Raw genomic sequence first — 27000 nt, 5'->3', positions numbered from 1 at the left:
CTGACGATGCGTACGGGAGACGTCGAGGTGGACGCGACGGTGACCGGTCCGGGGCGGCAGCGGACCGCTGGCACGGACGGCGATGTCGCGGCGCCGGCGGACGCCTGGGCCGAGTACCTGGCGGCAGCGCGTCAACTGGACGCGGTCCGGCGTGGCGCGGCCACCGCTGCCGGTGAGCAGGCCCGCTCGGCGGAAGCCGCCCGGGAGGAGTTGACGGTGGTGCGCGCCGGGCTGACGACTCAGCAGGAGCGGCTGCGGGAGCGGGGCGTACCGGCGATCTCGCTGGTGCCGTCGCCGCCGGAGCTGACGGAGGCCGCCCGGTCGATGGCTGGCGGTCCGGCCGCCGTGCTGGCGGCGCTGCGGACCGCGCGGGGTCGGGCCGAGGCGGCGGACGCGGCGTTGGCCGCGCGGCGCGGCCTCCGACCGACCTCCTGGCCCGCGCGGGCCCGCAACGTCCTGGTGTACGGGCCGCTGGCACTGCTGGTGCCGCTGATCCAGGTCATCGTGTACGCGACGACAGAGAGTGGCCCGGCCAGCGTGACGGCCCTGGTCGGCGGCCTGCCGATGCCGGCGGTCGCGTTCGTCGTCGGCTGGGTCGGTGTCGGCCGGGTCTTCCGTGCCGGCGTCGAGACGCCGGCGGACCGCACGGTGCGCTTCGGTGTGCTGGTCTGCCTGGTGCCCGCGGTGCTGGTCACGGCCGGTCTGCTGCTGGCCCTGCTGGCCTGACGACCTACTGGGCGACGGCCGGCCGTCCCCGAGGGGAGGCCGAGTGAGTCAACGGGGAAGGATCAGGGCCATCGCCTCGGCCCGCGACTTCGAGTCGGTCTGCAGGATGCCGCGCACCGCGGAGGTGATCGTCTTGGCCCCGGACTTCTGGATGCCCCGCATGGCCATGCACATGTGCTCGCATTCCAGCACGACCACGACGCCGCGCGGGGCCAGCTTGCTCATCAGCAGGTCGGCGACCTGGGAGGTGAGCCGCTCCTGCACCTGGGGTCGGCGGGCGAAGACCTCGACGAGGCGGGCCAGCTTGGACAGGCCGGTGATCCGTCCGTCCGGGCCGGGGATGTAGCCGATGTGTGCGCTGCCCCGGAACGGCAGCAGGTGATGCTCGCAGAGGCTCATCACGTCGATGTCGCGGACGATCACCAGCTCTTCGTGGTTGGCCTCGAAGGTGGTGCTGAGCACCTGCGCGGGGTCGACGCGCAGACCGGCGAAGAGTTCGGCGTACGCGCGGGCGACGCGGGCCGGCGTCTGCTGGAGCCCGTCCCGGTCCGGGTCCTCGCCGACCGCGATCAGGATCTCGCGGACCGCCTTCTCGATTCGTCCGAGGTCGACGGCGTCCTCGACGGGACGGCCGGTCAGTTTGCCACTGATCAGGCGCGCGGCGACGTAGTCCAGCTCGTCGTCGCCGTCGGGTTCGGTCGCGGAAACGGCCAGCTCCCGGTGCGGGGAGCTGGCCGTCGTCGGCTCGTTGCTCAGTGCGTACCGTCCGAGTTGTTGCTGGACGGCGACCCGCCACCGACGGACGCCTGCGCGCCGTCGGCCTGGGCCTGCGCCTTGAGCTTGTCCTTCTCCGCAGGGGTGAGCACGGGCGGCTCGGTGGACGGCTGGCGCTTGCCGAAGCCGTTGTACGGTGCCAGCGGCGGGCGCTTCACCACCCGGGAGCAGATCCGCGCCATGTCGGCGGTGGAGAGGGTCTCCTTCTCCATCAGCTCGAGCACGATGTTGTCCAGGACGTCCCGGTATTCCACCAGGATCTCCCAGGCCTCGTCGTGCGCCAGCTCGACCAGTGCCCGCATCTCACCGTCGATCTCGGCGGCCACCGAGTCCGAGTAGTCCCGCTCGTGGCCCATGTTGCGGCCGAGGAACGGCTCGTCCCCGCTGGTGCCGTACTTGATCGCGCCGAGCTTGGAGCTCATGCCGTACTGGGTGATCATCGCGCGGGCCAACTGGGTGGCCTTCTCGATGTCGTTGCCTGCGCCGGTGGTCGGCTCGTGGAAGACCAGCTCCTCGGCGGCACGGCCGCCCAGCGCGTACGCCAGGGTGTCGATCATCTCGGCGCGCGTCTGGGTGTACTTGTCCTCGGTCGGGAGCACCAGGGTGTGGCCCAGCGAGCGGCCACGCGACAGGATCGTCACCTTGTGCACCGGCGCGGCGTGCGGCAGCGCCCAGGCGACCAACGCGTGCCCACCCTCGTGGTACGCGGTGATCTTCTTTTCCTGGTCGCTCATGACGCGGGTCCGCCGCTGCGGACCGGCGACCACCCGGTCGATCGACTCCTCGAGGGAGTCGTTGGAGATGGCGCGCTGCTCCTTGCGGGCGGTGAGCAGGGCCGACTCGTTGATCACGTTGGCCAGGTCGGCGCCGCTGAAGCCCGGCGTACGACGGGCCACCGCGTCGAGGTCGACGTCGGGCGTGAACGGCTTGCCCTTGGCGTGCACCCGGAGGATGGCCTTGCGGCCCTCCATGTCGGGGGCGTCCACCGGGATCTGCCGGTCGAACCGGCCCGGGCGCAGCAGCGCCGGGTCGAGGATGTCCGGCCGGTTGGTGGCCGCGATCAGGATGACCCCGCCCTTGGTGTCGAAGCCGTCCATCTCGACGAGCAGCTGGTTGAGCGTCTGCTCCCGCTCGTCGTGGCCGCCGCCCATGCCGGCGCCGCGGTGCCGGCCGACGGCGTCGATCTCGTCGACGAAGACGATCGCCGGGGCGTTCGTCTTGGCCTGCTCGAACAGGTCACGGACCCGGCTGGCGCCGACGCCGACGAACATCTCCACGAAGTCGGAGCCGGAGATGGAGTAGAACGGCACCCCGGCCTCGCCGGCGACCGCGCGGGCCAGCAGCGTCTTGCCGGTGCCGGGCGGGCCGAACAGCAGCACGCCCTTCGGGATCTTGGCGCCCAGGGCCTGGTACTTGGCCGGGTTCTGGAGGAAGTCCTTGATCTCGTACAGCTCTTCGACGGCCTCCTCGGCACCCGCGACGTCCGCGAAGGTCGTCTTCGGAGTGTCCTTGGTGATCATCTTCGCCTTGGACTTGCCGAAGTTGAGCACCCGGGAGCCGCCGCCCTGCATCTGCGACATGAAGAACAGCAGCAGGAGCACGAGCAGCGCGATCGGCAGCAGGTTGACCAGCAGGCTCACCCAGATGCTGTCCGAGGAGACCTTGGCGTCGGCCGGCCCGGTGACCCGGTTGGCCGCCTTGGCCGCCAGCACCTCGTTCCAGACCTCGTCGCCCACCTGGTACGGGAACTGGGCCTCGATGCGGTCGGTGGTGGTACCACCGAACTTGGTCTTGTTCTTCAGGTCCAGCTGGAGCGTCTGCTCCTTGTCCTGGAACACGACCTTGTTGATCTGCGCGGTGTGGAGCTGGTCGAGCGCAACGGAAGTGTCCACGCGGTGGTAGCTGGGACCAGCGGTGAACAGCTGACTGAGCACAACGGCGCCGAGGATGACCAGGATGATCCAGACCACCGGTCGGCGGAAGAAACGCGTACGTTCCATACTGTTGTCGAGCGCCGGAGCGCCCGCATCCTCCTGATCGACGTCCTGACCGTCTGATGGTGTCGCCGCACTGGGCGGCGGCCGGAGCCGCCGTGCGGGCCGGCCTCGACCCCGAGGCGCCGAAACTGCCGCGCCGCGGTCATTCGACGGTACACCGTGTACGCGAGGAGTGAGCTTGCGAGCCCCGCAGTCGTGCACCATCAAATCCGCGTGTGCGCGAGGAGTGAGCTCGCAGGCCCCCACGCCCGGTGCACATTGAGTATCGACGGCACGCGTGTTGGGTAGCCCACCAGCCCGAATCCAGCGCACGGCGGGTCCGGGGAGGAACCGGCGTGGCGGGGAGTCCGGCCCGGCCACCCCGAACGCCCGGTCACGCGGTCGAGGGGTCGAACGCGGAGCAACCTCCACGCCACCGTGCTCCACGTTAGCCGCTACAGCTGAGAGCCCGCTGAACGTCGGCTTGACGAATACCGATGCGAGTCGCCCTCGGGCTTTGGCGCGGCGCGACTCGGCGGGCAGGCTCAGGAGCGGGCGTAGACCTCGGGCTTGAGCACCCCGACGTAGGGCAACTCCCGGTAGCGCTCAGCGAAGTCGAGGCCGTACCCGACCACGAATTCGGTGGGGATGTCGAAGCCGACGTACTTCACCGGCACCGGCACCTTGACCGCCTCGGGCTTACGGAAGAGCGCGACGACCTCGACGCTCGCCGCCGAGCGCGACTCGAGGTAGCGCAGCAGCCAGGAGAGCGTCAGACCGGAGTCGACGATGTCCTCGACGACCATGACGTGCCGACCGGCGATGTCCCGGTCGAGATCCTTCAGGATGCGGACCACCCCGGAGGAGGTGGTGCCCTGGCCGTACGAGGAGATGGCCATGAAGTCGAGTTCGGCCGGGGGGCCGTTGCGGCCCAACGCTCGGGCGAAGTCCGCCATGAACATCACCGCGCCCTTGAGCACGCAGACCAGCAGCAGTCCGTCGCCCACGTGGGCGTAGTCGGCGGACACTTGCTTGGCCAGTTCCGCTGTCTTCTCGCGGATCTGCGCCTCGGAGATGATCACGTGGTCGATGTCGGCGTCGTACCAGGAGCCGTCAGCCATGACTCCTAGCCTGCCGTACGTCCGATGGCCTCCGTCGGCGGGGCCGCACCTTTTGGCGCGGTCCCGCCCTGGATTTTCGGCGCAAAGGGTATCAAAGGCATCAGCTGGTACGGGACCGCCAGCGGCGGCCGTCCTCGCTGGGCTTCCAGTCGGCCGAGTCGTGGGTGTCCACGGTGAGGCCGGCCGCGGAGGCGGCGACGAGCAGGACGAGGAACAGGAGGAAGAGCAGGAACTCCATGGCGGCGCTCACTTTCGCATGGTTGCTGTCGGTTTCGCCGCCGGTGCGCACCGGACTGAGGCCAGTCTGCGCCGACTCCCACCGCCCGGACAGTGGCAGAGATGCCACTGGGCATCGATTTACTGCCACCTCTCGGGTTACCCTCGTCACATGCTCCGATCCGTCGCCGTACTCGCCCTGGACCAGGTCGCTCCCTTCGAGCTCGGTGTCCTCGCGGAGGTCTTCGGCACCGACCGGACGGACGACGGCTTCCCCGCGTACCGCTTCGACGTGTGCAGCCCCGACGGTGCTGCCGTGCGCACCTCCGCCGGCTTCCACCTCACCCCGAACGCCGACCTCGCCCCGCTCGAAGAGGCGGATCTGGTGGCCGTCCCCGCACACGGTCAGGGCACCGTCGTCCCCGAGCCGGTGCTCGACGCGCTGCGCCGCGCCGACGCGCGCGGCGCACACCTGATCAGCGTCTGCTCGGGAGCCTTCCTACTCGGCGAGGCCGGCCTGCTCGACGACCGGGAGTGCACCACCCACTGGCGGTACACCGACGAGCTGCAACGCCGGCATCCCCGCGCCCGGGTCCGCTGCAACTCGCTGTACGTCCAGGACGGTCGGCTGCTCACCAGCGCCGGCACGGCGGCCGGCATCGACGCATGCCTGCACCTGGTACGCCAGGAACACGGCTCGGCCACCGCGACCCGGCTGGCCCGGCGGATGGTGGTCCCGCCGCACCGCGACGGCGGCCAGTCCCAGTACATCGAGGCGCCGATCCCGAAGGCGCCCGAGGCACCCACCCTCGAACCGGTGCTGGAGTGGCTGATGGGGCACCTGGACCGGACGATCACGGTGGAGGAGCTGGCCGCCCGCGCCGGCATGGCGCCACGGACGTTCGCCCGGCGTTTCCGGGCCGAGACCGGCACCACGCCCCACGACTGGCTCACCAACCAGCGGGTGCTGCTCGCCCGACGCCTGTTGGAGGAGACCCCGTTGAGCGTGGAGGCCGTCGCCGACCAGGCCGGCTTCGGTGACGCGGCGGCGCTGCGCCACCACTTCAGCCGTCGGGTCGGCGCCACCCCGCACAGCTACCGGACCACCTTCCGGGACCGGGCGGACGGCGCGGCAGCTCTCAGTCCGGGCTGAGGGCCGCCAGTCGGTCGCCCCGACGCAGGACGCGGGCACCCCCGGGCAGGTCGGTCGGGCCCTGACCGTGCCAGTCGGTGACCAGGGCGTCCAGGGCGTCGACGTGCCGGTGCGACAGCGCGCCGGCCACCGCGCCCAGCTCCCGTGCCCAGGCGTGCAGCACCCGGCCGCGTACGGCGACGGCCAGATTGGCCAGCTCCACCACCGCGAGGCCACCGGCGGGGTGCCGCGCCGCCACGAGCGCCATCGCGGCGATCTCGTCGAGAGCGGCGTTGTCCGCCGCCACCAGCCGGGCGGTACGCGCCAGGTTGTCCACCACCGCCGGCCCGAGCGTCCGCACCAACGCCGGCAGGACGTCGGCCCGCACCCGGGAGCGGGCGTACGACGGGTCGGTGTTGTGCGGGTCCTGCCACGGGTCGAGCCCGAGGGCGGCACAGGCGGCGCGGGTCTGCTCCCGACCGATCCCCAGCAACGGCCGCAGCAGCGGCACCCCGGAGAGATCCCGCCGGCCCGGCATTCCGGCCAGTCCGCGTGGGCCGGCCCCGCGGGCGAGCGCGAGCAGCACCGTCTCCGCCTGGTCGTCGCGCGTGTGCCCGGTGAGCACCGCGACCGCCGCGTACCGCCGGGCCGCCTCCGTCAACGCCTCGTAGCGGGCCTCCCGGGCGGCCGCCTCCGGTCCACCCGGTCGCCCGGCCACCTCCACCGGCACCGCCACCACCGGGGCGAACCCGGCTTCCCGGGCCCACGCGGCCACCGCCTCCGCGCGCTGCGCCGAACCGTCCTGCAGGCCGTGGTCCACGGTCACCAGGCCGGCGGGCCGACCCAGCCGGGGTGCCACGAACACCGTCGCCGCCGCCAGGGCCAGCGAATCGGCGCCGCCGGAGCAGGCCACCAGCACCGGACCACCGGACGGCAGGTCAGTCAGCGCGCGACGGACCGCCACCCGGATCGCGGCCACCGGAGGGGCGAGCGCGGCCACCGACGGACGGTCAGCCGGCGGACGGGACGGTGCCGGCCGGGCCGTGCACGCGTGCCACCCAGGCGTCCGGATCGCCCAACTCCGACAGCCGGGGCAGGGTGAGCGGTGAGTTGAAGATCGAGTTGAAGCCCTCCATGCCGACCCGCTCGACCACGCCGTGGACGAACTTGCGACCCTCGGCGTACTGACGCATCTTGACGTCCACCCCGAGCAGCCGGCGGATCGCCTTCTCCAACGGGTTGCCCGCCTCGCGCCGACGGTTGAACGACGCCCGGATGCGCTCCACGCTCGGGATCACCTGCGGGCCGACGCCGTCCATCACGAACTCGGCGTGCCCCTCCAGCAGGGTCATCAGCGCGGTGAGCCGGTCGAGGACGGCACGCTGCGCCGGGGTCTGCACGATGTCCAGGACGCTCGTGCGGCTCTCCGGGTCGCGGACCGCCTCGGACAGCGTCGCGACACCGCGTCGCAGCCGCTCGACGAGATGTTCACCGCCGTTGGACGACGCGTCGACGAACGCCTGCACCTCCCCCAGGAAGTACGCCCGCATCCAGGGCACGGCGGTGAACTGGGTGCGGTGGGTGACCTCGTGCAGGCAGACCCACAGCCGGAAGTCCCGGGAGTCGGCGTTCAGCTTGCGCTCCACCTCGACGATGTTCGGCGCCACGAGCAGCAGTTGCCCCGGGTCGGCGGAGAAGACCTCGTACTGGCCGAGCACCCGGCCGGACAGGTAGGCCAGGACCGTGCCGGCCTGCACCCCGGTCAGCCGCGACCCGATCGCCTCGGTGAGCGCGCCAGGCTGCTTGTCGCCGGACAGCCGGCTGACCAGCGGAGTGATCACCTCACGCAGCCCGGCGATGTTGGCGGCCGCCCAGTCGCGACGGTCGACGACCCGCACCGGCGGGTGCGACACCTGCGCCCGCAGCCCGGTGTAGTCGGCCACGTGCCCGGCCGCCTCGTCGGTCAGCCGACGCAGGTCGCCGACCACGTCGGTGGCCTCGGCGTACGACACCCGAGGGCCCGACTTGCTCAACGCCCCCGCGGTGGCGGCGGCCAGATCCCAGTCCACGAACTGCGCCATGAACCCACCGTACCCGCGTCGCGACACCCCGGCGCGGGCTCGCGTCGGCGATCGACGCCGGTCGCCGCCCGCACGACGCCACCCCGACGGTGGTCAGCGGCAGCCGCAGCCGGCCAGCGCGGCGGCGATACGGTCCAGCGCCGGCTGGGCCGTGTCCGTCCCGCCGGGCACCTTGTCGGTGAGCACCGCGAAGGTGAGCAGCCGACCGTCGGCCGTGGTGACCAGGCCGGCGATGGCGTGCACCCCGGTCAGCGTGCCGGTCTTGGCGCGTACGGCACCGGCGCCGGCGGCGGTCCCGGGGGCACCCCGGTAACGCTCGCCCAGCGTGCCGGACCAGCCGCCCACCGGCAGGCCGCCGAAGACGCCGGCCAGCTCCGGATGGTCCGTGCTCGCGGCCAGCCGGATCAGGTCGGTGAGCAGGGACGGGCTGATCCGGTTGCGGCGCGACAGCCCGCTGCCGTCGGAGAGGGTGATCTCCTCGGCGGGCAGGCCCAGCGCCGCCACCTCGGCGTCCATCGCGGCGGCCGCGCCATCGAACGACGCCTTCTGGCTGCGGGCCAGCGCCACCTGCCGGGCCAGCGCCTCGGCCAGCAGGTTGTCGCTCTCGCTGATCATGATGTCGACCAGCCGGATCAGCGGCGGCGACTGCACCACGCCCAGCTCCGTACCGGCCGGCGGGGTGCCACCGGCGGCGGTGGCCAGGGCCGGGGCCGTACCCCGCTTGACGGCGCTGGTCGGTACGCCGAGCAGCCGGGCGAACGACTTGCCGGCGGCCAGGTCGGGCTCGGCGACGCGCTCGGCGCCCCCGGGCGCGGCACCCGGGTCCGTACGCGCGCCGTCGGTCATCAGCGCGGTCACCGCGCCGCCGTACCCCCCGGTGGGGATGTCGTCGTCCCAGCCGGGGCCGTACCGCGGACCGGAGTAGAGGGAGCCGTCGACGGTGACGCTGGTCGGGGCGGTGCCGCCGAGGGCGGCACGTACCTGCGCGGCCAGGTCGTCCAGGCGTGCCGCACCCGGGTAGTAACCCTTCTTGTTCACCGCGAGGGTGGGGTCGCCGCCACCGACGATCACCACCTCGCCGGGCTTGGCACCGGCCACCGCCCGGGTCGGGATACGGAATCCGGGGCCACGCGCGGCCAGCACGGTCACCGCGGTCGCCAGCTTGGTCACCGAGGCGGGCACCGTGCCGTCGTCCGCCCCCTTGGCGTACAGCGTCTGGCCGGTGGTCACGTCGGCAACCGACACGTTCACCCGGTCACCCAGGGCGGGCACGCCGACCAGCGGGTCGAGCGCGGCGCGTACCCCGTCGGCAGAGGGCAGCGGAGCGTTCGGGTCGGGGCCGCCCAACACGTCCGAGGGGTCGGGTTCGGAGGCGGGGGCGGCACCGGCCGGACCGGAGGCCGCGTCCTCGCCCAGCCAGGCGGCGACCGGGCCGGGCCGGGCCACGACGACACCCACGCCGGCCAGCACCAACAGCACCACCACGGCCAGCACGGTCACCAGTCGCCGTCGACGGCGCGGCGAACTCGACGACGCTACCGGCGGTTCGGCGCCGGCCGGGGCCGGCAACGCGGAGATCGGCGGACCGAGCGGTGGCACGCCGGTCGGGAAGCGGACGGTGGGTCCGTCACCGGACACCCGGCCGCCCCGAGCCGGGCTGGTCGGGGCCGGTCGGACAGGTGCGGCACCCGTGGGTCCCGGGCCGCTCGTGGGGTGGTTCGCGCCGAGGACCGGGAAGCGCCCGTTGGGTCCTCCGGCCGGCGTCGAACCTGACGGACGCCACGGCAGCGGCGGCGGCCGCTCGGGAACCGACTCCTCCGGCGGCCGGGGAAGATGCGCGTCGGGCACCGGAACCCGCCCGCTCGCCCCACCGGCACCGGATCGTCCGGTACCACGCGCGGCGCCCCCGTCCGGGCGGTAGTGTGAATCTTCCCTCCCCACGACCCCCTCCTCCCCCAGCGAAAATCGGCTTGGGTGACACTACTTCGGTCCGAAGACTATGCGGCGGCCGGAGTCGGCGGGTGGGCATTCACCTGTCCGGAGGGCGCCAGTGGTTCCGTTAGCCAGCGTGGGCAGACGAGGGAGCGTGCAGATGGATTTCGACGTGACGGTTGAGATCCCCAAGGGTCACCGAAACAAGTACGAGGTGGACCACAAGACCGGCCGGATCCGGCTGGACCGCACCCTGTTCACGTCCACCCAGTACCCGGCCGACTACGGGTTCATCGAGGACACGCTGGGCGAGGACGGCGACCCGTTGGACGCGCTGGTGCTGGTCCCCGAACCCACCTTCCCGGGCTGCCTCATCCGCTGCCGGACCATCGGCATGTTCCGGATGACCGACGAGAAGGGCGGCGACGACAAGGTCCTCTGCGTGCCCTACGAGGACCCCCGCCAGGAGCACCTGCGCGACATCCACCACCTGGGCGAGTTCGACCGCCTGGAGATCCAGCACTTCTTCGAGGTGTACAAGGACCTGGAGCCCGGCAAGTCGGTCGAGGGCGCGACCTGGGTCGGCCGCACCGAGGCCGAGGCCGAGATCCACGCCTCCTACCAGCGTGCGCGGGACGCCGAGGCGCGCGGCGAGTCCAACCACTGACGTACGACCACCGACAGGGCCCGGGAGCCGCTCATCCGAGCAGCCCCCGGGCCCTGTCGTACAGGTCGAGCACCGCGCAGGCGACCGGCACCACGGCGACCACCAGGGCCGTGTCGGTGAGGTCCGCGACCCGCCCGAGGTACGGCGAGACCGGTCGCCGGGCGTACCCGGTGCCGGCGGCCACGGTCACCAGGCCCAGCGCCGCCCCACCGAGGACCAGCGCCAGGCGGCCCGCGTCGTCGGTCCGCTGGACCAGCACCGCGCCGAGCACCGCGTAGCCGGCCAGCCCGGCCAGCACCGTCGGCACCCGGTGCCGCAGCGCCACGAACAGCCGCGACCGCAGCAGCAGAACGGACGCGACCACCGCCACCAGCACCGGTCCGGCCAGCCCACCGGCGACCCCGAGTACGACCGCGGCCCCGACCGCCAGCACGGCGTGCCCGAGCAGCATCCCGGTGAGCATCTCCTCGGTACGGGTGACGGCAGCGTTCACCTTGCCCCGGTCCGGTAGGTCCCCGGGCCGTTCCGACTCGGCACCCGAGGCGGTGGTCGGCAGGGTGATCGGCGGCAGCGGCAGCTTGCCCAGCCGGATGGCCAACAGCGGAATCGCCCCGATGGCGAAGACCAGCGCGCTGAGCACCACCGCCGCCGTGCCGGCGGGGGTCAGCAGCAGCGCTCCGAGCGCCGCGCCGGCGCCGAGCAGGCCGACCGTGACACCGGCCACGAAGACGCGCAGTCGGCTCGCCACTGTCAGCAGACCGGTCAGCGCAACGAGCAGCAGCGCCACCGAGCCGGCCAGCAGTTCGGGCGCGCCGACCCAGCGCACCGACCCGAGCGGGCCGACCGGGTCGCCCGAGCCGACCGCGAGGGCACCGGCCACGAAGGCGTACGGCAGGGCGTACCCGCCGAGCGTCGCTCCGGCCGCGCCGTCGCCGTTGGCGCGGGAGGCGACAGTGCCGCCCACGGTGAGCAGCAGCGCCACGGCCGCCGCCGCGACCCAGCGGCTCCCCGAGGTCGGGCCACTGGCGAGCAGGGCGAGCAGCCCGACTGCGAGCGGCACGCCGGCACCGGCCAGAGCGGCGACCCGGGTGGCGGCGGGCGACCAGGCGCCGCCCCGGCGACGGGCCCCGTCGGCGATCGCCTCCACGACGTCGTCGTACTCCAACTCGGGCCAGTGGGCGCGGGCCGGCACCAGGTGCAGCACCTCACCGTCGCGGACCCCCTGCGGCAGCAGCGCCTGAGCGCTCGCCAGCACCGCCCCGTCGGTACGGCGCAACACCCAGCCGCCGTGCCGCTCGCCATCGTCGGCCAGCCCCTCACCGGCGTGCCGCAGCACGTCGGGCAGCAGCTCGGCCAGAGGCACCTGCTCCGGCAGGGCGACGTCCACCCGCCGTTGGGGCGCGCTGATGGTGACGCGGGCCAGTCCGGTTGTCATCGACCGGTCTCCATATCGAGCGGTGTCGGAGGCTGCGGGAACGACAGGACTTTACCTACCATGAGCCAGGCTCGGGTTACCCAGCGCAGTCAGGAGGCCGAGTGTCCACCGTCGTCATCAAGCGCCCGCCGCGGCGGCCAGCGCCGGAGATCCCCGTCGGCGAGCTGCCCGTCGAGGCACCGCCGGAGATCCCTGCGGTGGCCGGCGGGCGGTGGCAGCAGATGTTGATGGTCCTGCCCATGCTCGGCGGCACGGTGGCGATGGCGATGATGTTCGGCCGCGGTGGCGGGGCGTACTCGTACGTGGTGGGCGGGATGTTCGGGCTCTCGTCGCTCGCGATGCTCGTCACCACGTGGGGCAGCGCGTCGGGCACCCCGAAGAAGTCCGAGATGATGGCGGCCCGCCGCGAGTACCTGCGCCATCTCGCGACGCTGCGCCGCCGGGTCCGGCAGACCGCCGGGCAGCAGCGGGCCGGGCTCTACTACCGCCACCCCGACCCCGCCCGCCTGTGGTCCACCGTGGACAGCCGTCGGGTCTGGGAACGCCGCCCCGCCGACCCCGACTTCGCGGTGGTACGCGTCGCCGTCGGCCCGCAGACGCTGGCGACCCCGCTCGTGCCGCCGGTCACCCGGCCGTTGGAGGAGCTGGAGCCGATGACCGCCGGCGCGCTGCGCCGCTTCCTGGACGCGTACTCCGTGGTGCCGGAGCTGCCGGTGGCCCTGTCCCTGCGCAGCTTCGCCCGCGTGCACGTGCGGACCGCCACCGGCGGCCCGTCCACCGGCGGCCCGTCCACCGTTGACCCGGCGGCGCAGGCCCTGGTCCGGGCCGCGCTGACCCAGCTGGCCGTGTTCCACGCCCCCGACGAGCTGCTGATCGCGGTCTGCGCCGGGCCGGAGCGTCGAGCCGCCTGGGAGTGGGTGAAGTGGCTGCCGCACGCCCACCACCCCGGGCGTACGGACGCGCTCGGGCCGGTACGGCTGGTGACCTCGTCGGCTGCGGAGCTGGAACTGCTGCTCGGGGACGTGTTCGGCAGCCGGCCCCGGTTCAGCCCGGCCGGGCCGGCCACCGACGGTCCACACGTGGTGGTGGTCCTCGACGGCGGCGACCTGACCGGTGCGACCGACCTGACCGGCGACGGCGGCATCGACGCGGTCACCGTGCTGGATCTGGACACACCGCCGCCCCGCCTGCTCGACCGGTACGTGCTGCTGCTGGAACTGCGCGGCCGGCGGCTGCACTCGTGGTCGGTCGAGGGGCACGCCGAGGTGGGCCGCGCCGACCACCTCGACATCACCGACGCGGAGGCGGTCGCCCGGCGGTTGGCGCCGCTGCGGCTGGCCGGTACGGCCCGCGGCCCGGACGCCCCACTCGACGTCGAGCTGGGCCTGCCGGAGCTGCTCGGCCTCGGTGATCCGGAGAGCTTCACCGCCGAGCAGGGTTGGGCGCCGCGCTCGGCCCGGGACCGGCTTCGGGTCCCGATCGGGGTGGGTGTCGACGGAGGGGCCATCGAGTTGGACCTGAAGGAGTCCGCCCAGGACGGGATGGGCCCGCACGGTCTGCTCATCGGGGCCACCGGCTCGGGCAAGTCCGAACTGCTCCGCACGCTGGTGCTGGGGCTGGCCGCGACGCACAGCTCCGAGCAGCTCAACTTCGTCCTGGTCGACTTCAAGGGAGGCGCCACCTTCGCGCCGTTCGACCGGCTGCCGCACACCGCCGCCGTGATCACCAACCTGGCCGACGCACTGCCCCTGGTCGACCGGATGGTGGACGCGATCAACGGGGAACTGGTCCGCCGGCAGGAGCTGCTGCGCCGGGCCGGCAACTTCGCCAGCGTGCGGGACTACGAGCGGGCGCGGGCCGCCGGCAGCCCGCTCGCCCCGCTACCGTCGCTGCTGCTGATCTGCGACGAGTTCTCCGAACTGCTCTCCGCCAAGCCCGACTTCATCGACCTGTTCGTGCAGATCGGCCGGCTGGGTCGGTCGCTCGGCGTGCACCTGCTGCTCGCCAGCCAGCGCCTGGAGGAGGGCCGGCTGCGCGGGCTGGACACGCACCTGTCGTACCGGATCGGGTTGCGCACCTTCTCGGCCCTGGAGTCCCGCACGGTGCTCGGGGTGCCGGACGCGCACGAGCTGCCCCGCTCGCCGGGCCACGGCTACCTGCGCGCCGGCACCGATCCGCTGGCGCGGTTCAAGGCGGCGTACGTCTCCGGGGTCGTACGCCGCCGGGCCGACACGAGCGGCGTCACTGCTGGCGAGGGCGCCCGCCTGCTGACGTTCACCACTCACGTCGTACCGCTGCCGGAGCCGGGGACCCCGGCCCTGCCCATGGTGGCCGAGGACGAGAGCAGCCGCGAGACCCTGCTGGACCTGCTGGTCGACCGGCTCGTCGGGCAGGGCCCGCCCGCACACCAGGTGTGGCTCGCGCCGCTCGGTGACCCTCCGGCCCTGGACGAGTTGGTCGGCACGGTCGAGGTGGATCCGACGCGCGGGCTCACCGTGGGCAACCCGGAGCTGCACGGGGCGCTGAGTGTGCCGGTGGCCGTGGTGGACCGGCCGTTGGAACAGCGGCGGGACCTGCTCTGGCTGGCCCTGGATGGCGCGTCCGGCCACGTGGCGGTGGTCGGCGCGCCGCAGAGCGGCAAGTCCACCGCGCTACGCACGCTGATCTGCGCGTTGGCGCTCACTCACACCCCGGCCGAGGTGCAGGTCTACTGTCTCGACTTCGGCGGTGGCGGTCTCGCGGCGCTGCGTGACCTGCCGCACGTGGGCGGAGTGACCGGTCGTGCCGACCCGACCGCCGTACGCCGCACCGTCGGCGAGGTCACGACTCTGTTGGCCGAGCGGGAGCGCCGCTTCGCCGAGCTGGGCGTGGAGTCGATGGCCACGTACCGGCAGCGGCGGGCCGCGACGGCGACCACCGACCAGCCGGACGTCGATCCGTTCGGCGACGTCTTCCTGGTGGTCGACGGGTGGAGCACCCTGCGCAACGAGTACGACGACCTGGAACCACTGGTCACCGACCTGGCCACCCGCGGCCTGTCGTACGGGTTGCACGTGGTCGCCACGGCGTTGCGTTGGTTGGATTTCCGCCCGGCGATCCGGGACCTGTTCGGCTCCAGGCTGGAGCTGCGCCTCGGCGACCCGTCCGACTCCCTGGTGGCCCGGCGGGCAGCGGCGAACGTGCCGGAGCACCCCGGCCGGGGTGTGACGGCCCAGAGCCTGCACTTCCTCACCGCGCTCCCACGGCTCGCCGGTTCGAGCGATGGCACCGCCGAGCTGGTCGGACGAATCGCCGAGGCCTGGGCCGGACCGGCGGCGCCTCGGGTCCGGCTCCTCCCACCGGTGCTGCCGTACGCCGATCTGGATCTCACCGCGACGACCGGGCTGCGGCTGCCGATCGGAGTCGCCGAGGCCGATCTGCGGCCGGTGCAGCTCGACTTCGCCGCCGAGCCGCACTTCGTGGTCTTCGGGGACGCCGAGTGCGGCAAGTCGTCGTTCCTGCGGGCGCTGGCCGCCTCGATCACCACCCGGTTCACGCCGGAGGAGGCCCGGGTCATCCTCGTCGACTACCGGCGCAGCCTCCTGGGCGCCATCGAGACGCCGCACCTCATCGGGTACGGCACCGCCGCCGCGCACAGCGCCGACCTGGTCGAGTCGGCCGCCGGTTACCTACAGCGGCGGGCTCCCGGGCCGGAGGTCACCCCACAGCAGTTGCGTGACCGCTCGTGGTGGTCGGGGCCGGAACTGTTCGTGCTGGTCGACGACTACGACCTGGTGGCCACCGGGCCGGCGAACCCGTTGCGGGCGCTGGAGGAGCACCTGCCGCACGCCCGCGATGTCGGCCTGCACCTGGTGCTGGCCCGCCGTTCCGGAGGCGCGGGCCGGTCCCAGTACGAGTCCATCGTGCAGCGGCTACGGGAACTCTCCACGGCCGGACTGGTGATGGCGGGCAGCCCCGAGGAGGGCGCGCTCGTCGGGCCGGTGCGGCCCGGGCCACTGCCACCGGGCCGTGGTCGGCTCGTCACCCGACGGGAGGGCGTACGCCTCGTGCAGCTCGCACATCTGCCGTCACCGTGACCTGTCTTCGCGGTTCCTCCCGTGACGGGTGGGGAAACCGGTAATCTCCGATCGTCGAGGTTCCGTCGGGATGAATGGCAGAGGATGTGACTGGGGTTCGGCACAGCGGTCCGGCAGTGGCCAGACGGGCCGGCCGGGCGCTGCTCGGTGCGGCGGCGCTGGTCGCTGTCGCGGTCCCGAGCACCGCACCTGTCACCGCGCCGAGCAGCGGCGGGCAGCTCGCCGGCGCGCCGGCCGCGTTCGCGCCCGCTGACAGCATCGCCCGCACCGACCAGGTACGTGACGAGCAGTGGCAGCTCGACGAGTTGCGTGCCGACTCGGCCTGGCGCACCTCGACCGGCCGCGGTGTGGTCGTCGCCGTGGTCGACTCCGGTGTGGACGCCAACCATCCCGACCTGGCCGGTCAGGTGCTCCCCGGCCTCGACCTGGTCGGGCCGGCGGGCGGCGCCGGTCCGGACCCGGTGGGCCACGGCACCACGGTCGCCGGGCTGATCGCCGGGCGCAACGACGACAAGCGGGGCGTGGTCGGCCTGGCGCCGGACGCGCGGATCCTTCCGGTCCGCGTGCTGGACGAGCGCAACAAGTACGACGACGCGTTGATCGTCGCGAAGGGTGTCCGGTGGGCGGTCGACCACGGCGCCCGGGTGATCAACCTGTCGCTGGGCGGCAGCGGCGACAGCCCTGCCCTGGCGGCGGCCCTGGACTACGCGTTCGCCCGCGACGTGGTGGTGGTCGCCTGCACCGGCAACCTGGCCACGTCGCCCGACTCCAAGCCCTGGTACCCGGCCCGTGAACCGGGCGTGATCGCGGTCGCCGGGTTGGAGCGCAACAGCGACAACCTGTGGTCCGGGTCGATCACCGGTCGGGCGACGGTGCTCACCGCCCCCGCGACCAACCTGGTCGGCGCCCGTCCGACCGACGGGTACTGGCGGGTGCAGGGCACCAGCTTCGCCGCGCCGCTGGTGGCCGCCACGGCCGCGCTGGTCCGGTCCCGCTACCCGGACATGCCCGCGGGGCAGGTGGTCAACCGGCTCGTGGCCACCGCCCGGGACATCGGCCCGACCGGCCGGGACGACCGTTTCGGGTACGGGGTGGTCGACCCGGTGGCCGCGCTGACGGCGGATGTCGCCCCCGTCAGCGCCAACCCGCTGGACGATCTGACCTCGCCGGGTGTGGTCGGCTTCGGTGCGGCCCCCGGCTCGGGCGACGACGACCCGGTCAGCGGTGCGGGCAGTGACCTCGGTTTCACCGCTCCCCGGCAGCAGACGGGGTGGACGGCCCGACCGGCGGGCGTACCGGCCGATTCCGCACCGGAGCGGCTGTGGACAGGCGCCGTGCTCTTCGCCGCTCTGGTCACCGGCGCGGCGCTGATGGTGCGCCGGTTCCGCCAGCGCACTCGCTGAACGGCTGGACGACAGGCCTGATTGCCCCGCCGGCGGGGTAGAAGCGACCTCATGAGCACGCCCGCCGCACGTACCCTCGACACCACCCGCCGCCCGTCCTGGCGGCGACGTCGCCTCGACCCGGACCACTCGCTGGGCTTGCGGCTGACCCTGGCGGCGACGGCGGCGTTCCTGGTGCTGGTGCCGTTCGCCCTGCTCGCGCTGTTGGTGCTCGGGGCGTGGGCGCCGTTGCACCGGCTGGACACGACGATCACCGACGCGCTGCACGACCACGCGGTGAACCACCCGGCCTGGGTCCTGCTCATGCGCGTGTGGAGCGAGGTGTTCGCGCCGATGCCGCTGCGGGTCGTCGTGCTGCTGGCGGTGATCTGGCTGGTGCGCCGGCACGCCCGGCGACTGGCCCTCTGGGCGACCACCACGATGGTGGTCGGCGGGTTGATGGGTCCGCTGCTCAAGTTGCTCGTCGGCCGGGACCGGCCGGAGCTGCTCGACCCGGTGGCCCGGGCCGCCGGCTACTCGTTCCCCTCCGGGCACGCGCTGAACGCCACCCTGGCCGCCGGCGTACTGCTGCTGGTGTTCCTGCCGTACGTCCGACGCGGGGCCGTGCGGGTCACGCTCTGGGTCGCCGCGCTGCTGCTCACGCTGGTCACCGGACTCAGCAGGGTCGTGCTCGGCGTGCACTTCACCAGCGACGTGCTCGGTGGTTGGCTGCTCGGCGTGGCGGTGGTCGCGGCGACCACCGCCGCGTTCACCAGTTGGCGAGCGCACACGGGTCTCCGGCCGGTCCGGCCGACCCGTGACGGTGTCGCGCCCGAGGTCGAGCGGCAGCCCGACGCGACCTGAGGCGTGCCGGGGACGCCGACCGGGTAATGGCCGGCTCATGTCCGACAGCGTGGTCCAGATCGTCCGGCGGGTGCTGCTGCCGGTTTCCCTCCTCTTCGGCGTCATGGTGCTGCTCGGGGTGCTTGTCACTCGGGTGTTGAACCGAACCTGGCCGTTCACCGTCGAGGACGCGGTCAATCGGGAGCTCGCCGGTGACCGCACCGGCGGCTGGAACAACGTCTCGCTGGTGTTCAGCACGCTCGCCAGCACTCAGATGATCGTCGTGGTCACCGTGCTGGTGGCGCTGGCGCTGCGACTCTGGCTGAAGCGCTGGCGGGAGCCCCTGTTCCTGTGCGCGGCCGTCACCGCCCAGGCGCTGGTGTTCCTGCTGACCACCCTGGTGATCGACCGGCAGCGGCCCGCGGTGGAGCACATGGACGTCTCACCCCCCACGTCGAGCTTCCCGTCCGGGCACACCTCGGCAGCGGTCGCCCTCTACGTCGGCATCGCGGTGCTGATGGCCCTGCGGGCGCGCAGCACCGGCGCAAAGGTCGCCTGGTGGACGCTGCTGCTGATGGTGCCGGTGGGTGTGGCGCTGACCCGCATGTACCGGGGGATGCACCACCCGAGCGACGTGACGGCGTCCTTCCTCAACGGCGGCACCTGCGTGGCGATCATGGCCCGGGCGGTCCTGGACCGGGGACTGCACTGGGGGCGCGCGAAGCTGCCGGCCGCCGCCCCGGCCCGCACCTGATCCGGGGCGGCGCTCAGGTGCACTTGCCGGTGGCGACGGCCCGGTTGCGCTCGGCGCCGGCCAACGCCACCGGACGGGCCTCGGCGGCGGTCACCGCGAAGCCGGTGTTGGGATCGTCGGCCGCCGCCGCGAAGATGACGCCGAGCACGAGGCCGTTGGCGGAGAGCAGCGGCCCGCCGGAGTTACCACTGCGTACCAGCGCCCGGATCGTGTAGATCTCCCGGGTGACATCGCCGGAGGAGTAGATGTCCGGCCCCTTGATCCGGTCGACGTCACGAACCCGGGCGGACTGCGCGTTGTACGGGCCGTCGAGCGGGAAGCCGAGCACGATGGCGTCCGAGCCGCTGCCCGCGTTGCCGGCGGCGAACCGCAGCGACGGGCCGGGGAGCCCCGGGACCAGCAGCACCGCCAGGTCCCGGTTGGGGTCGTACACCACCACCTGACCGTCGTACCGCTCGCCGCCCAACTCCACGGCCACCGAGCGCGTACCCGCGACCACGTGGGCGTTGGTCATGACCCGGTCGTCGGCGTACACGAAGCCGGAGCCCTCGATGCGACGGGAGCAACTGGGCGCGGAGCCGAGCACCTTGACCACCGAACGCTGACCGTTGACCACCACCTGGGAACCCGCCAGCGCCGGGTCGGGCGGGTCGACCTGCCGGGCACGGGTGGGCGCGAGGCCGCCGAAGACGTCCGGGAAACCGTCGGTGTCGACGGTGTCCTCCAACGCGGTGGAGAGGCGGTGCGCCTCCTCCGGCAGGACCCCGTTCACCACGCTGATCAGCGCGCTGTTGCGCACCGAGGCGGCGAGCCAGGGCACCGACGACGACCCGAGCGGTACGGCGACCAGCCAGGCCAGCAGGAGCACCGCGAACAGCGAGACGAAGGCGCCACCGATGTCGTCGATCCGCCGGCCCACGTCGCTGGTGATCGTCTTGCGCAGGTGCGAGCCGAGCCAGCCGGCGAGCGCCTGCCCGATCACCGCCAACCCGAAGATGGCCACCAGTGAGATGAGCACCCGGGTGCCGGCGTCGACGAACTGCCGGGCGAACAGCGGCCCGAGTTGCAGGCCGAGCAGAAGGCCCAGGAAGAAGCCGGACAGTGACGTGATGCCGATGACGAAACCCTGACGGTATCCGCTGATCGCGAACACGAGCATGAGCAGCAGCAGTACGAGATCCACGACGGACACGGGGTCCAGCGTACGGGCACCGCGCCCAGCGGATGACCATCGCTTGCGGAAGGTGACCGCGTGGTCAGCGCAGGGCGGTCTCGTCGACCTCGTCGGTGCCTGCCGAGGGCGCGGGAGCGGCACCCGTGGGCGGCAGGTCGACCAGCCGACCGGGCGACCACGGGCGGGCCCAGCCGCCCATCTCGAGCAGGGCCGCCAACACTCCGGCGGTGAAGCCCCAGACGAGCATGCCGCGCGAGGAGAACGCCGGACCCACCCAGCCGCTGGGGTGGCGTACCCGGAGCCGGTTCGCCGGGTCGACCAGCTCGCGGATCGGCAGTCGTGCCACGTGCGCCACCTCGGCGGGCTCCCGGGGATGCACCGGATGCGGGTCGTGCCACCAGGCCAGTACCGGGGTGACCACGAAGTCGCTGACCGGAATCCACAGTTTCGGCAACTCGGCCAGCACGGTCACGCTGGCCGGATCGAGGCCGACCTCCTCGTTTGCCTCGCGGAGCGCGGTGGCACGCGCGTCGGCGTCCTCCGGGTCGGCCGCGCCGCCGGGGAAGGCCGGCTGACCGGCGTGGTTTCGCAGGGTGGCGGCCCGTTGCAGGATCAGTACGTCGGGCCCGGTGTCGGCCTGCTCACCGAGCAGCACCAGCACGGCGCTCTCCCGCCCGCCCTCGGCCGGGGTGGTGAGGCGGGTGAAGTCCTCGACGCGGGCGGTGCCCAGCCGGCTCAGCAGGGGGTCGATCCAGTCCGGAGGTCGACGGGTCACGCCGGCACCGCCACGCCCAGGTGCTGGCGGACCAGCGTGGCGAGCTGGGCGTCGTCGAGCGCACCGGTGGAGTCGATGTGCCGGATGCGGCCCCGCGCGTCGACGAAGAGGGTCAGCGGGAAGGCATTGCGCCTCAGCTCCCGTTGCAGCGCGTCGCCCTGGTCGACCAGGACCGGAAACCGTACGCCGAAGTCCTCGCCGATGGACTGGGCGCCGCTGCGACTGTCGCGGGTGTTGACCCCGACCACCCGGAGCTGGCCGCCGGTCCGCTCGCTCAGCCGCTGGAACGCGGGCAGTTCCTTGCGGCACGGCCCACACCAGGAGGCCCAGACGTTGATCACGGCCGGCCCGGCCAGGTCTCGCAGCGCGACCGGCGCACCACCGGTGAAGCAGGCCAGGGTCAGCGCCGGCAGCTCCTGCCCACCCGCAGCCGTCCCGGTCGCGCCAGCGTCGGGCGAACCGGCAGCACCGGGGCTGGGCGTGCCGGAGGCAGCGCCAGCACCGGTCGAGGCAGCAGCAGGGCTGGACGCCGCCGGAGGCGCTCCCAACGCGGCGCAGTCCTTGAAGGGCGACGGACGCTCGGCTGCGGCCGACCGCGGCGCGGCGTCGTCGGTCGGGCTGGTGGTGCAGCCACCCACGAACAGCGCCAGCGGCAGAGCGAGCAGGGCGATCCGCCGGTGGAGCGCACCCGTCAGAAGGCGGTTCACGGCACCTCCGCGGCGACCGCCTGCGGCGGCACCAGCTCCGGGTCGATCCCGGCCGCCACGGCCAGGTCACGCGCCCGAGGGCCCTTGAGCAGCTTGGCGGCGGCGGACGGCTCGGTGGGGCCGGTGCCGTACGAGGGGCAGAGCTTCGCGAGCGTGCACGCACCGCAGGCGGGCTTACGGGCGTGGCAGACCCGCCGCCCGTGGAAGATGATCCGGTGCGACAGCATGGTCCAGTCGCGCCTGGGGTAGAGCGCGCCGATCGCGTGCTCGATCTTGACCGGATCGGTCTCGGTGGTCAGCCGCCACCGGTGGACCAGCCGCTGGAAGTGCGTGTCGACGGTGATGCCGGGGACGTCGAAGGCGTTGCCGAGGATGACGTTGGCGGTCTTGCGACCGATCCCGGGTAGCGTCACCAGGTCGGCGAGCCGGCCGGGGACCTGACCGTCGTACCGGTCGAGGAGGGCCTGCCCGAGCTTGAGCAGCGAGTCGGTCTTGTTGCGGTAGAAGCCGGTGGGCCGGATCAGCTCCTCCATCTCGCCCCGGTCGGCCCCGGCGTACGCGGCGGCGCTCGGGTAGCGGGCGAAGAGCTTCGGGGTGACCTCGTTGACCTTCTTGTCGGTGCACTGCGCGGACAGGATGGTGGCGACGGACAGCTCCAGCGCGTTGGAGTGGTCCAGCTCACAGTGCGCGTCGGGGTGCGTCTCGGCCAGCACCCGGCCGATCTTGCGGGCGCGGCGTGTGCGCCCGAGGTCGGTCTCGCTGACACCGGGAGGGCTACTGGTCACGACGGTCAGCCTACGTCGCACCCCGGACGTTCCTCGTCGGGTCAACCGCCGGTCGGCGCGGTGATCCTGCCCTGCCCGTCGATCCGGGCCCCGTTCCTGCGGAAGTCGGTACGGCTCAGCTCCGTGACGAGGCCCAGGCCCCGGCCGTCCGGGTCCATCGTCGGCCTGCCGGCCGAGTTCATGTACGTCGAGGTGAACGAGCCACCGGCCCACGCGCCGTCGGGCTTGAGCGACACCTTCAGGACGCCGCCCCAGCCCAGCCGCCCGGCGTTGCTCAACGAGTTGCCGCCGCCGGCGAAGTTGCCGAGGCTGTACGCGATCAGGCGCCCCCGGTAGAACTCCATCCCGCGCAGCACGTGCGGCCCGTGCCCGACGATCAGATCCGCGCCGGCGTCGATCATCGCGTGCGAGAACCGGACCGGATCGCCCCGGTTCTCGCCGAGGAACAGCTCGGTGCCCGGCTTCACCCGGGTCTTGTCCGCTCCCTCGCCGCCCATGTGCACCTGCACCACGACCACGTCGGCCATGGTGGCTGCCTTGGCGACGACCGTCCTGGCCTTGGCGATGTCGACCAGGCTGTTGGACCAGACGTACGACGAGAAGCCGGCCACGGCGACCTTGACGCCTTTGACGTCGACCACGGTGATCTCGCCCGGCGCGCCGGTGTGCTCCAGGTCGTACTTCTCCAGCGCCTTACGCGTGTTCTGGTAGCCCTTCGGCCCGTAGTCGTAGCCGTGGTTGTTGGCCTGGTTGAGCACCCGGAAGCCGGCGTCGCGCAGGTGCGCGGCGTACTCCGGCGGGGCTCGGAACTGGAAGCAGCGGGTGGAGTGGGGCCCGCACTTGCCGGTGCCGGTGTCCACCGTCAGCGGCTCCTCCAGGTTGCCCATGACCAGGTCGGCCCTGAGTGCCCCGGTGACCGAGTCGAAGAACCCCTTGCCGCCGGCGGCGGGCAGCCGGCTCGGCGCGTTGCCCATGATGATGTCGCCGGTCGCGGAGAGCGAGATGGCGTCGCCCCCGCCGGACGTCGACGCGCCGGCGCTGGCCTTCGGCCCGGCCGTGCTCAGCGGCACGCCCGTGCCACCACCACCGGCGCCGGGCTGCCACACCGAGGCTTCCCCACTGTCGGCGCAGCCTGCGGCGAGCAGGGCGGCCAGCAGCACCACGAGGCCGATGGCGACGCGGCGGGGCGCGAGGGGGGCGGCAGCGTACATCGCCGCGACCTTATCGAGCCCGGAACGCGCCGACGAGGGCCGATCGGTTGGAGTTTCAGCCGGTCAGCCGGTCTGACCAGGGCACCACCGGCCGCTCGCCGCCCGCCCGCACGGCGGCGTGCACGGCACGGGCCAGCGGGGCGCCCCACGTCGAGCGCGGCCCGCCGTACGCCGCGTCCGGCCCGTCCACCGGGCAGAGCACGGTGACCGCGTCGGTGGGGGTGCCCGTGCCCGGCAACCCCAGTTCGCCGATCGCCTGGGTCTTCGCCTCGGTGGCGGTCGCGACGGCGTTGACGAGCGCCGAGTCGGCGAGCCGGGCCGGCACGTACACCACGATGTTGACCGTGCCCACCCGCTGCGTGAGCGCGCCCGCGGCCGGTGCGGCGGCGGGCACCGGCGTGCCGAGCCCGACGGTCACCCAGGCCCGCACCCCGCTGTCCGTCCGGGCCACCACCTCGGTCACGTCGACGCCGGTCAGCAGGCCCACCCCGGGGCCGTCCAGGGCCAGGTCCGCGGCGAGCGCGGCCAGGTGGGCGGCGGGGTCGTCCCGGTCGTACGACATGGGCACCGTCGCGTTCAGCACCCACCGCCGGACGCCGACGCCGCCGCCCAGCGGGCCGCTGCTGACCGCCCGCAGAGGGCCGTCAGCCCGCCAGACGAGCAGCGGCACGGGCTGGCCGCCCTCGATGCGGCTGGCCAGAATCGGGTCCCTCAGCACGTCGGGCAGGTTACGCCCACCGATCAAGATTCCAGGGGCGACCTCTGATTCGTGCTCACGTGCGCCTAGACTTGGCGGCGCGCGAGGGGATCAGCGGACGGCGGCCCCGGGCCGACGGACGGCACGCGCAAGCGGAGGTGCGCGATGGATGAGGTACTGGCCCGCAGCGGGATCTTCCAGGGTGTGGACCCGGAAGCTGCCGAGGCGCTCGCCAAGGAGATGGAGACGATCGAGGTCCGCAAGGGCGAGATCGTTTTCAATGAGGGCGAGCCCGGCGACAGCCTCTATATCCTGCTGTCCGGGAAGATCAAGGTCGGCCGCCGGGCGGCGGACGGCCGGCAGAACCTGATCGCGGTGATGGGGCCGTCGGACATGGTGGGTGAGCTGTCGCTCTTCGACCCGGGTCCGCGTACGGCGACCGCCACCGCGGTGACCGACACCCGGCTGGTGCGGCTGCGCAAGCAGGCGCTGCGGCCGTGGCTCAACAACCGCCCGGAGATCGCCGAGCAGCTGCTCCGGGTGCTCGCCCGACGCCTGCGTCGGACCAACGACTCGCTCGCCGACCTGATCTTCACGGACGTGCCGGGCCGGGTCGCGAAGAACCTGCTCCAGATGGCCGGCCGATTCGGTACCCGCGACGGCGGTGTCCTGCGCGTGACCCACGACCTCACCCAGGAGGAGATCGCCCAGCTCGTCGGCGCCTCCCGGGAGACGGTCAACAAGGCGCTTGCCGACTTCGCCTCGCGCGGCTGGCTGCGGCTGGACGGTAAGAGCATCATCATCCTGGACCCGGAGCGCCTCGCCCGCCGCGCCCGCGTCTGAGCCGTACGTCCCGTCCCCGCCCGCCGTCACCGACGGCAGGCGGGGACGTCGTTGTCCGCCGGATGTTGCGTCTGCCCGGGATACGTCTGCCCGGCGCAGAATCGCTGGCGTACCCGTGCCGGGCCCGCGAGGGTGGGGCCATGCTGAAGCGCGTTGCCGTACTCTCCGACATCCATGGTGTGCTGCCCGCGCTGGAGGCCGTCCTGGCCGAGCCGGAGGTCGCCGCCGCCGACCTGCTCGTGCTGACCGGCGACATCGCGGCCGGTCCGCAGCCGGTCGAGGTGCTGGATCTGCTCGCCGATCTCGGTGACCGGGCCTGCTGGGTGGGCGGCAACTGCGAACGTGAGCTCGTCGAGGCCCGCGCGGGGCGACCCGCCTCGATCGAGGTGTCGAACTGGGCCGCCGACCAGCTCCGGGACGACCAGGTGGCCCGGCTCGCCGCGTTGCCCGCGACCGTGACGCTGGAGATCGAGGGCCTCGGCCCGACGCTGTTCTGTCACGCGACGCCTCGCGACGACGAGGAACTGGTGCTCGTCGACTCCCGGATGGCTCGCTGGGCCGAGGTGTTCGCCGGCCTGCCGGCCGAGGTCACCACGGTCGTCTGCGGGCACACCCACATGCCCTTCGCGCGGCTGGTCGACCGGCGGCTGGTCGTCAACGCGGGCAGCATCGGCATGCCGTACGGGGGTGCGGGCGCGTGGTGGGCCATGCTCGGGCCGGGCGTCCAGCTCCGCCGCACCGCCTTCGACGTGGACGCGGCCTGTGCCCGGGTGGCGACCGAGTCGACCTTCCCGGACGCCGCCGCCTGGGCGGACGAATACCTGCGCTCCCAGCACAGTGACGCCGACGCGCTCGCCGTCTTCGGCCCCCGCGACGGCCGCTGACCCACCGCGACCTCGGCCGGCGGCCCGCGATGGCCGGCGTGGTCCCGAGTACGACTGGATGGGCGACGACCAGGACTTCTTCGCCTGACGGCAGGAGAGCGCCGGCCCGCGTTGGTCACCAACACCGTAAAAGTCAGTCTTGACTGTTTGTTTCGCGCCCCGCAGGCTGTTCCCGTGTCCACCGCATCGACGCGTGTCCCCCAACAGGAGCGCAGTCGCGCCACCCAGGCCCGGCTGATGGAGGCGACCGTCGACTGCCTGATCGAGCACGGCTGGTCCGGCACCACGACCACCGTCGTGGCCGCCCGGGCCGGCGTCTCGCGGGGTGCACAGTTGCACCACTACCCCACGAAGGCCGCGATGGTCACGGCCGCCGTCGAGCACCTCGCGGAGCGCCGGGCCGACGAGCTGCGCACCGAGGCGGAGGCGTTACCGGCCGGCCCGCAGCGGCTGGATCGGGTGATCGACCTGCTCGCGGCGGCGTTCACCGGGCCGCTCTTCGTGGCCGCGCTCGAGCTGTGGGTGGCCGCCCGCACCGACCGGGAGCTTCGCGACGCCCTGGTGCCGCTGGAGGCGACCGTCGGCCGGGAGATGCACCGGCTCACCGTCGCCCTGCTCGGTGTCGACGAGCGCCGCCCCGGCGTCCGCGAGGCGGTGCAGGCCACCCTCGACCTGATGCGCGGCCTCGGGGTGGCCAACCTGCTCAGCGACGACTCGGCCCGCCGTACCGCCCTGCTCGTCACCTGGAAACGCCAACTCTCCACCCTGCTCACGCCCTGACCGCGGCCACACCGGCCCGCACCGACCGG

Annotated in this window: 24 protein-coding genes; 10 read left to right on the top strand and 14 right to left on the bottom strand. The window is 73.1% G+C overall.

Annotation, left to right across the window (positions count from 1 at the left end; translation table 11 throughout):
* Positions 1–6 precede the first annotated feature (6 nt).
* Positions 7–726: a hypothetical protein gene (locus ACGFH9_RS20355; RefSeq protein WP_393221533.1), complete on the top strand. Its 720-nt coding sequence runs from the start codon at positions 7–9 to the stop codon at positions 724–726.
* Positions 727–774: 48 nt separating this feature from the next.
* Here ACGFH9_RS20355 and folE read toward each other — a convergent pair whose 3' ends face one another.
* The 4 genes from folE to ACGFH9_RS20335 form a co-directional block, all read right to left on the bottom strand.
* Positions 775–1440, bottom strand: a complete 666-nt coding sequence (gene folE, locus ACGFH9_RS20350; RefSeq protein ID WP_393221530.1) for a GTP cyclohydrolase I FolE — start codon at positions 1438–1440, stop codon at positions 775–777.
* Between the two features lie 38 nt (positions 1441–1478).
* Positions 1479–3500 (bottom strand): ATP-dependent zinc metalloprotease FtsH, encoded by a 2022-nt coding sequence (gene ftsH, locus ACGFH9_RS20345; protein WP_393221478.1) that lies wholly within the window; start codon positions 3498–3500, stop codon positions 1479–1481.
* 521 nt (positions 3501–4021) lie between these two features.
* Positions 4022–4597 (bottom strand): hypoxanthine phosphoribosyltransferase, encoded by a 576-nt coding sequence (gene hpt, locus ACGFH9_RS20340; protein ID WP_355238566.1) that lies wholly within the window; start codon positions 4595–4597, stop codon positions 4022–4024.
* Positions 4598–4697: 100 nt separating this feature from the next.
* The gene (locus ACGFH9_RS20335; RefSeq protein WP_355238867.1) at positions 4698–4847 is read right to left on the bottom strand and encodes a hypothetical protein; all 150 of its coding nucleotides are present in this window, start codon (positions 4845–4847) and stop codon (positions 4698–4700) included.
* A 138-nt stretch (positions 4848–4985) separates the two neighbouring features.
* Between ACGFH9_RS20335 and ACGFH9_RS20330 the strand changes: the two genes are divergently transcribed.
* Positions 4986–5966, top strand: a complete 981-nt coding sequence (locus tag ACGFH9_RS20330) for a GlxA family transcriptional regulator (protein WP_393221475.1) — start codon at positions 4986–4988, stop codon at positions 5964–5966.
* On the opposite strand, the gene tilS is transcribed toward ACGFH9_RS20330, so the two are convergent.
* The 3 genes from tilS to dacB form a co-directional block, all read right to left on the bottom strand.
* A complete protein-coding gene (gene tilS / locus ACGFH9_RS20325) occupies positions 5953–6945 on the bottom strand; it encodes a tRNA lysidine(34) synthetase TilS (protein ID WP_393221472.1) in 993 nt (330 codons plus the stop codon). The genes ACGFH9_RS20330 and tilS overlap by 14 nt on opposite strands.
* A 10-nt stretch (positions 6946–6955) precedes the next feature.
* Positions 6956–8026: a zinc-dependent metalloprotease gene (locus tag ACGFH9_RS20320; protein WP_355238575.1), complete on the bottom strand. Its 1071-nt coding sequence runs from the start codon at positions 8024–8026 to the stop codon at positions 6956–6958.
* Positions 8027–8119: 93 nt separating this feature from the next.
* Positions 8120–9595: a D-alanyl-D-alanine carboxypeptidase/D-alanyl-D-alanine-endopeptidase gene (gene dacB, locus ACGFH9_RS20315; protein ID WP_393221527.1), complete on the bottom strand. Its 1476-nt coding sequence runs from the start codon at positions 9593–9595 to the stop codon at positions 8120–8122.
* Between the two features lie 523 nt (positions 9596–10118).
* Here dacB and ACGFH9_RS20310 point away from each other — a divergent pair.
* Positions 10119–10625, top strand: coding sequence for an inorganic diphosphatase (locus ACGFH9_RS20310; RefSeq protein WP_355238578.1), 507 nt, complete (start codon positions 10119–10121; stop codon positions 10623–10625).
* A gap of 31 nt (positions 10626–10656) precedes the next feature.
* Here ACGFH9_RS20310 and eccD read toward each other — a convergent pair whose 3' ends face one another.
* Entirely contained in the window at positions 10657–12060 is a 1404-nt protein-coding gene (eccD, locus tag ACGFH9_RS20305) for a type VII secretion integral membrane protein EccD (protein ID WP_393221468.1), read from the bottom strand.
* 101 nt (positions 12061–12161) lie between these two features.
* On the opposite strand from eccD, the gene eccCa reads away from it, so the two are divergent.
* The 4 genes from eccCa to ACGFH9_RS20285 all read left to right on the top strand — a co-directional run bounded on the left by eccCa (position 12162) and on the right by ACGFH9_RS20285 (position 19115).
* Positions 12162–16136 carry a type VII secretion protein EccCa gene (gene eccCa / locus ACGFH9_RS20300; RefSeq protein ID WP_393221465.1) on the top strand — a complete coding sequence of 1325 codons (3975 nt, stop codon included), beginning with the start codon at positions 12162–12164 and terminating at the stop codon, positions 16134–16136.
* 74 nt (positions 16137–16210) lie between these two features.
* A complete protein-coding gene (mycP, locus tag ACGFH9_RS20295; protein WP_393221462.1) occupies positions 16211–17539 on the top strand; it encodes a type VII secretion-associated serine protease mycosin in 1329 nt (442 codons plus the stop codon).
* A gap of 51 nt (positions 17540–17590) precedes the next feature.
* Positions 17591–18382, top strand: coding sequence for a phosphatase PAP2 family protein (locus ACGFH9_RS20290; protein ID WP_393221458.1), 792 nt, complete (start codon positions 17591–17593; stop codon positions 18380–18382).
* 37 nt (positions 18383–18419) lie between these two features.
* The gene (locus tag ACGFH9_RS20285) at positions 18420–19115 is read left to right on the top strand and encodes a phosphatase PAP2 family protein (RefSeq protein WP_393221455.1); all 696 of its coding nucleotides are present in this window, start codon (positions 18420–18422) and stop codon (positions 19113–19115) included.
* Positions 19116–19128: 13 nt separating this feature from the next.
* On the opposite strand, the gene ACGFH9_RS20280 is transcribed toward ACGFH9_RS20285, so the two are convergent.
* The 6 genes from ACGFH9_RS20280 to ACGFH9_RS20255 form a co-directional block, all read right to left on the bottom strand.
* Positions 19129–20307, bottom strand: a complete 1179-nt coding sequence (locus ACGFH9_RS20280) for a MarP family serine protease (protein WP_393221452.1) — start codon at positions 20305–20307, stop codon at positions 19129–19131.
* A gap of 64 nt (positions 20308–20371) precedes the next feature.
* A complete protein-coding gene (locus ACGFH9_RS20275) occupies positions 20372–21064 on the bottom strand; it encodes an NUDIX hydrolase (protein ID WP_393221449.1) in 693 nt (230 codons plus the stop codon).
* Positions 21061–21771: a TlpA family protein disulfide reductase gene (locus tag ACGFH9_RS20270; RefSeq protein ID WP_393221446.1), complete on the bottom strand. Its 711-nt coding sequence runs from the start codon at positions 21769–21771 to the stop codon at positions 21061–21063. The genes ACGFH9_RS20275 and ACGFH9_RS20270 overlap by 4 nt, the downstream gene beginning before the upstream one ends.
* Entirely contained in the window at positions 21768–22565 is a 798-nt protein-coding gene (gene nth, locus ACGFH9_RS20265; protein ID WP_393221525.1) for an endonuclease III, read from the bottom strand. Before nth ends, ACGFH9_RS20270 begins: the two co-directional genes overlap by 4 nt.
* Before the next feature lie 32 nt (positions 22566–22597).
* A complete protein-coding gene (locus ACGFH9_RS20260) occupies positions 22598–23767 on the bottom strand; it encodes a CapA family protein (protein ID WP_393221443.1) in 1170 nt (389 codons plus the stop codon).
* Positions 23768–23822: 55 nt separating this feature from the next.
* Positions 23823–24485: an adenosylcobinamide amidohydrolase gene (locus tag ACGFH9_RS20255; protein ID WP_393221440.1), complete on the bottom strand. Its 663-nt coding sequence runs from the start codon at positions 24483–24485 to the stop codon at positions 23823–23825.
* A 144-nt stretch (positions 24486–24629) separates the two neighbouring features.
* Here ACGFH9_RS20255 and ACGFH9_RS20250 point away from each other — a divergent pair, with 144 nt between their 5' ends.
* From ACGFH9_RS20250 to ACGFH9_RS20240, 3 genes are all read left to right on the top strand, one after another.
* Positions 24630–25307, top strand: a complete 678-nt coding sequence (locus ACGFH9_RS20250) for a Crp/Fnr family transcriptional regulator (protein ID WP_007466162.1) — start codon at positions 24630–24632, stop codon at positions 25305–25307.
* A 140-nt stretch (positions 25308–25447) separates the two neighbouring features.
* A complete protein-coding gene (locus ACGFH9_RS20245) occupies positions 25448–26191 on the top strand; it encodes a metallophosphoesterase family protein (protein ID WP_393221437.1) in 744 nt (247 codons plus the stop codon).
* A 174-nt stretch (positions 26192–26365) separates the two neighbouring features.
* Positions 26366–26971, top strand: coding sequence for a TetR/AcrR family transcriptional regulator (locus ACGFH9_RS20240; RefSeq protein WP_355621565.1), 606 nt, complete (start codon positions 26366–26368; stop codon positions 26969–26971).
* Positions 26972–27000 lie beyond the last annotated feature (29 nt).

This window comes from Micromonospora sp. NPDC049102 (genome assembly GCF_043197485.1).
Classification (GTDB): domain Bacteria; phylum Actinomycetota; class Actinomycetes; order Mycobacteriales; family Micromonosporaceae; genus Micromonospora.
This window is presented reverse-complemented; position numbering and strand designations above follow the sequence as displayed.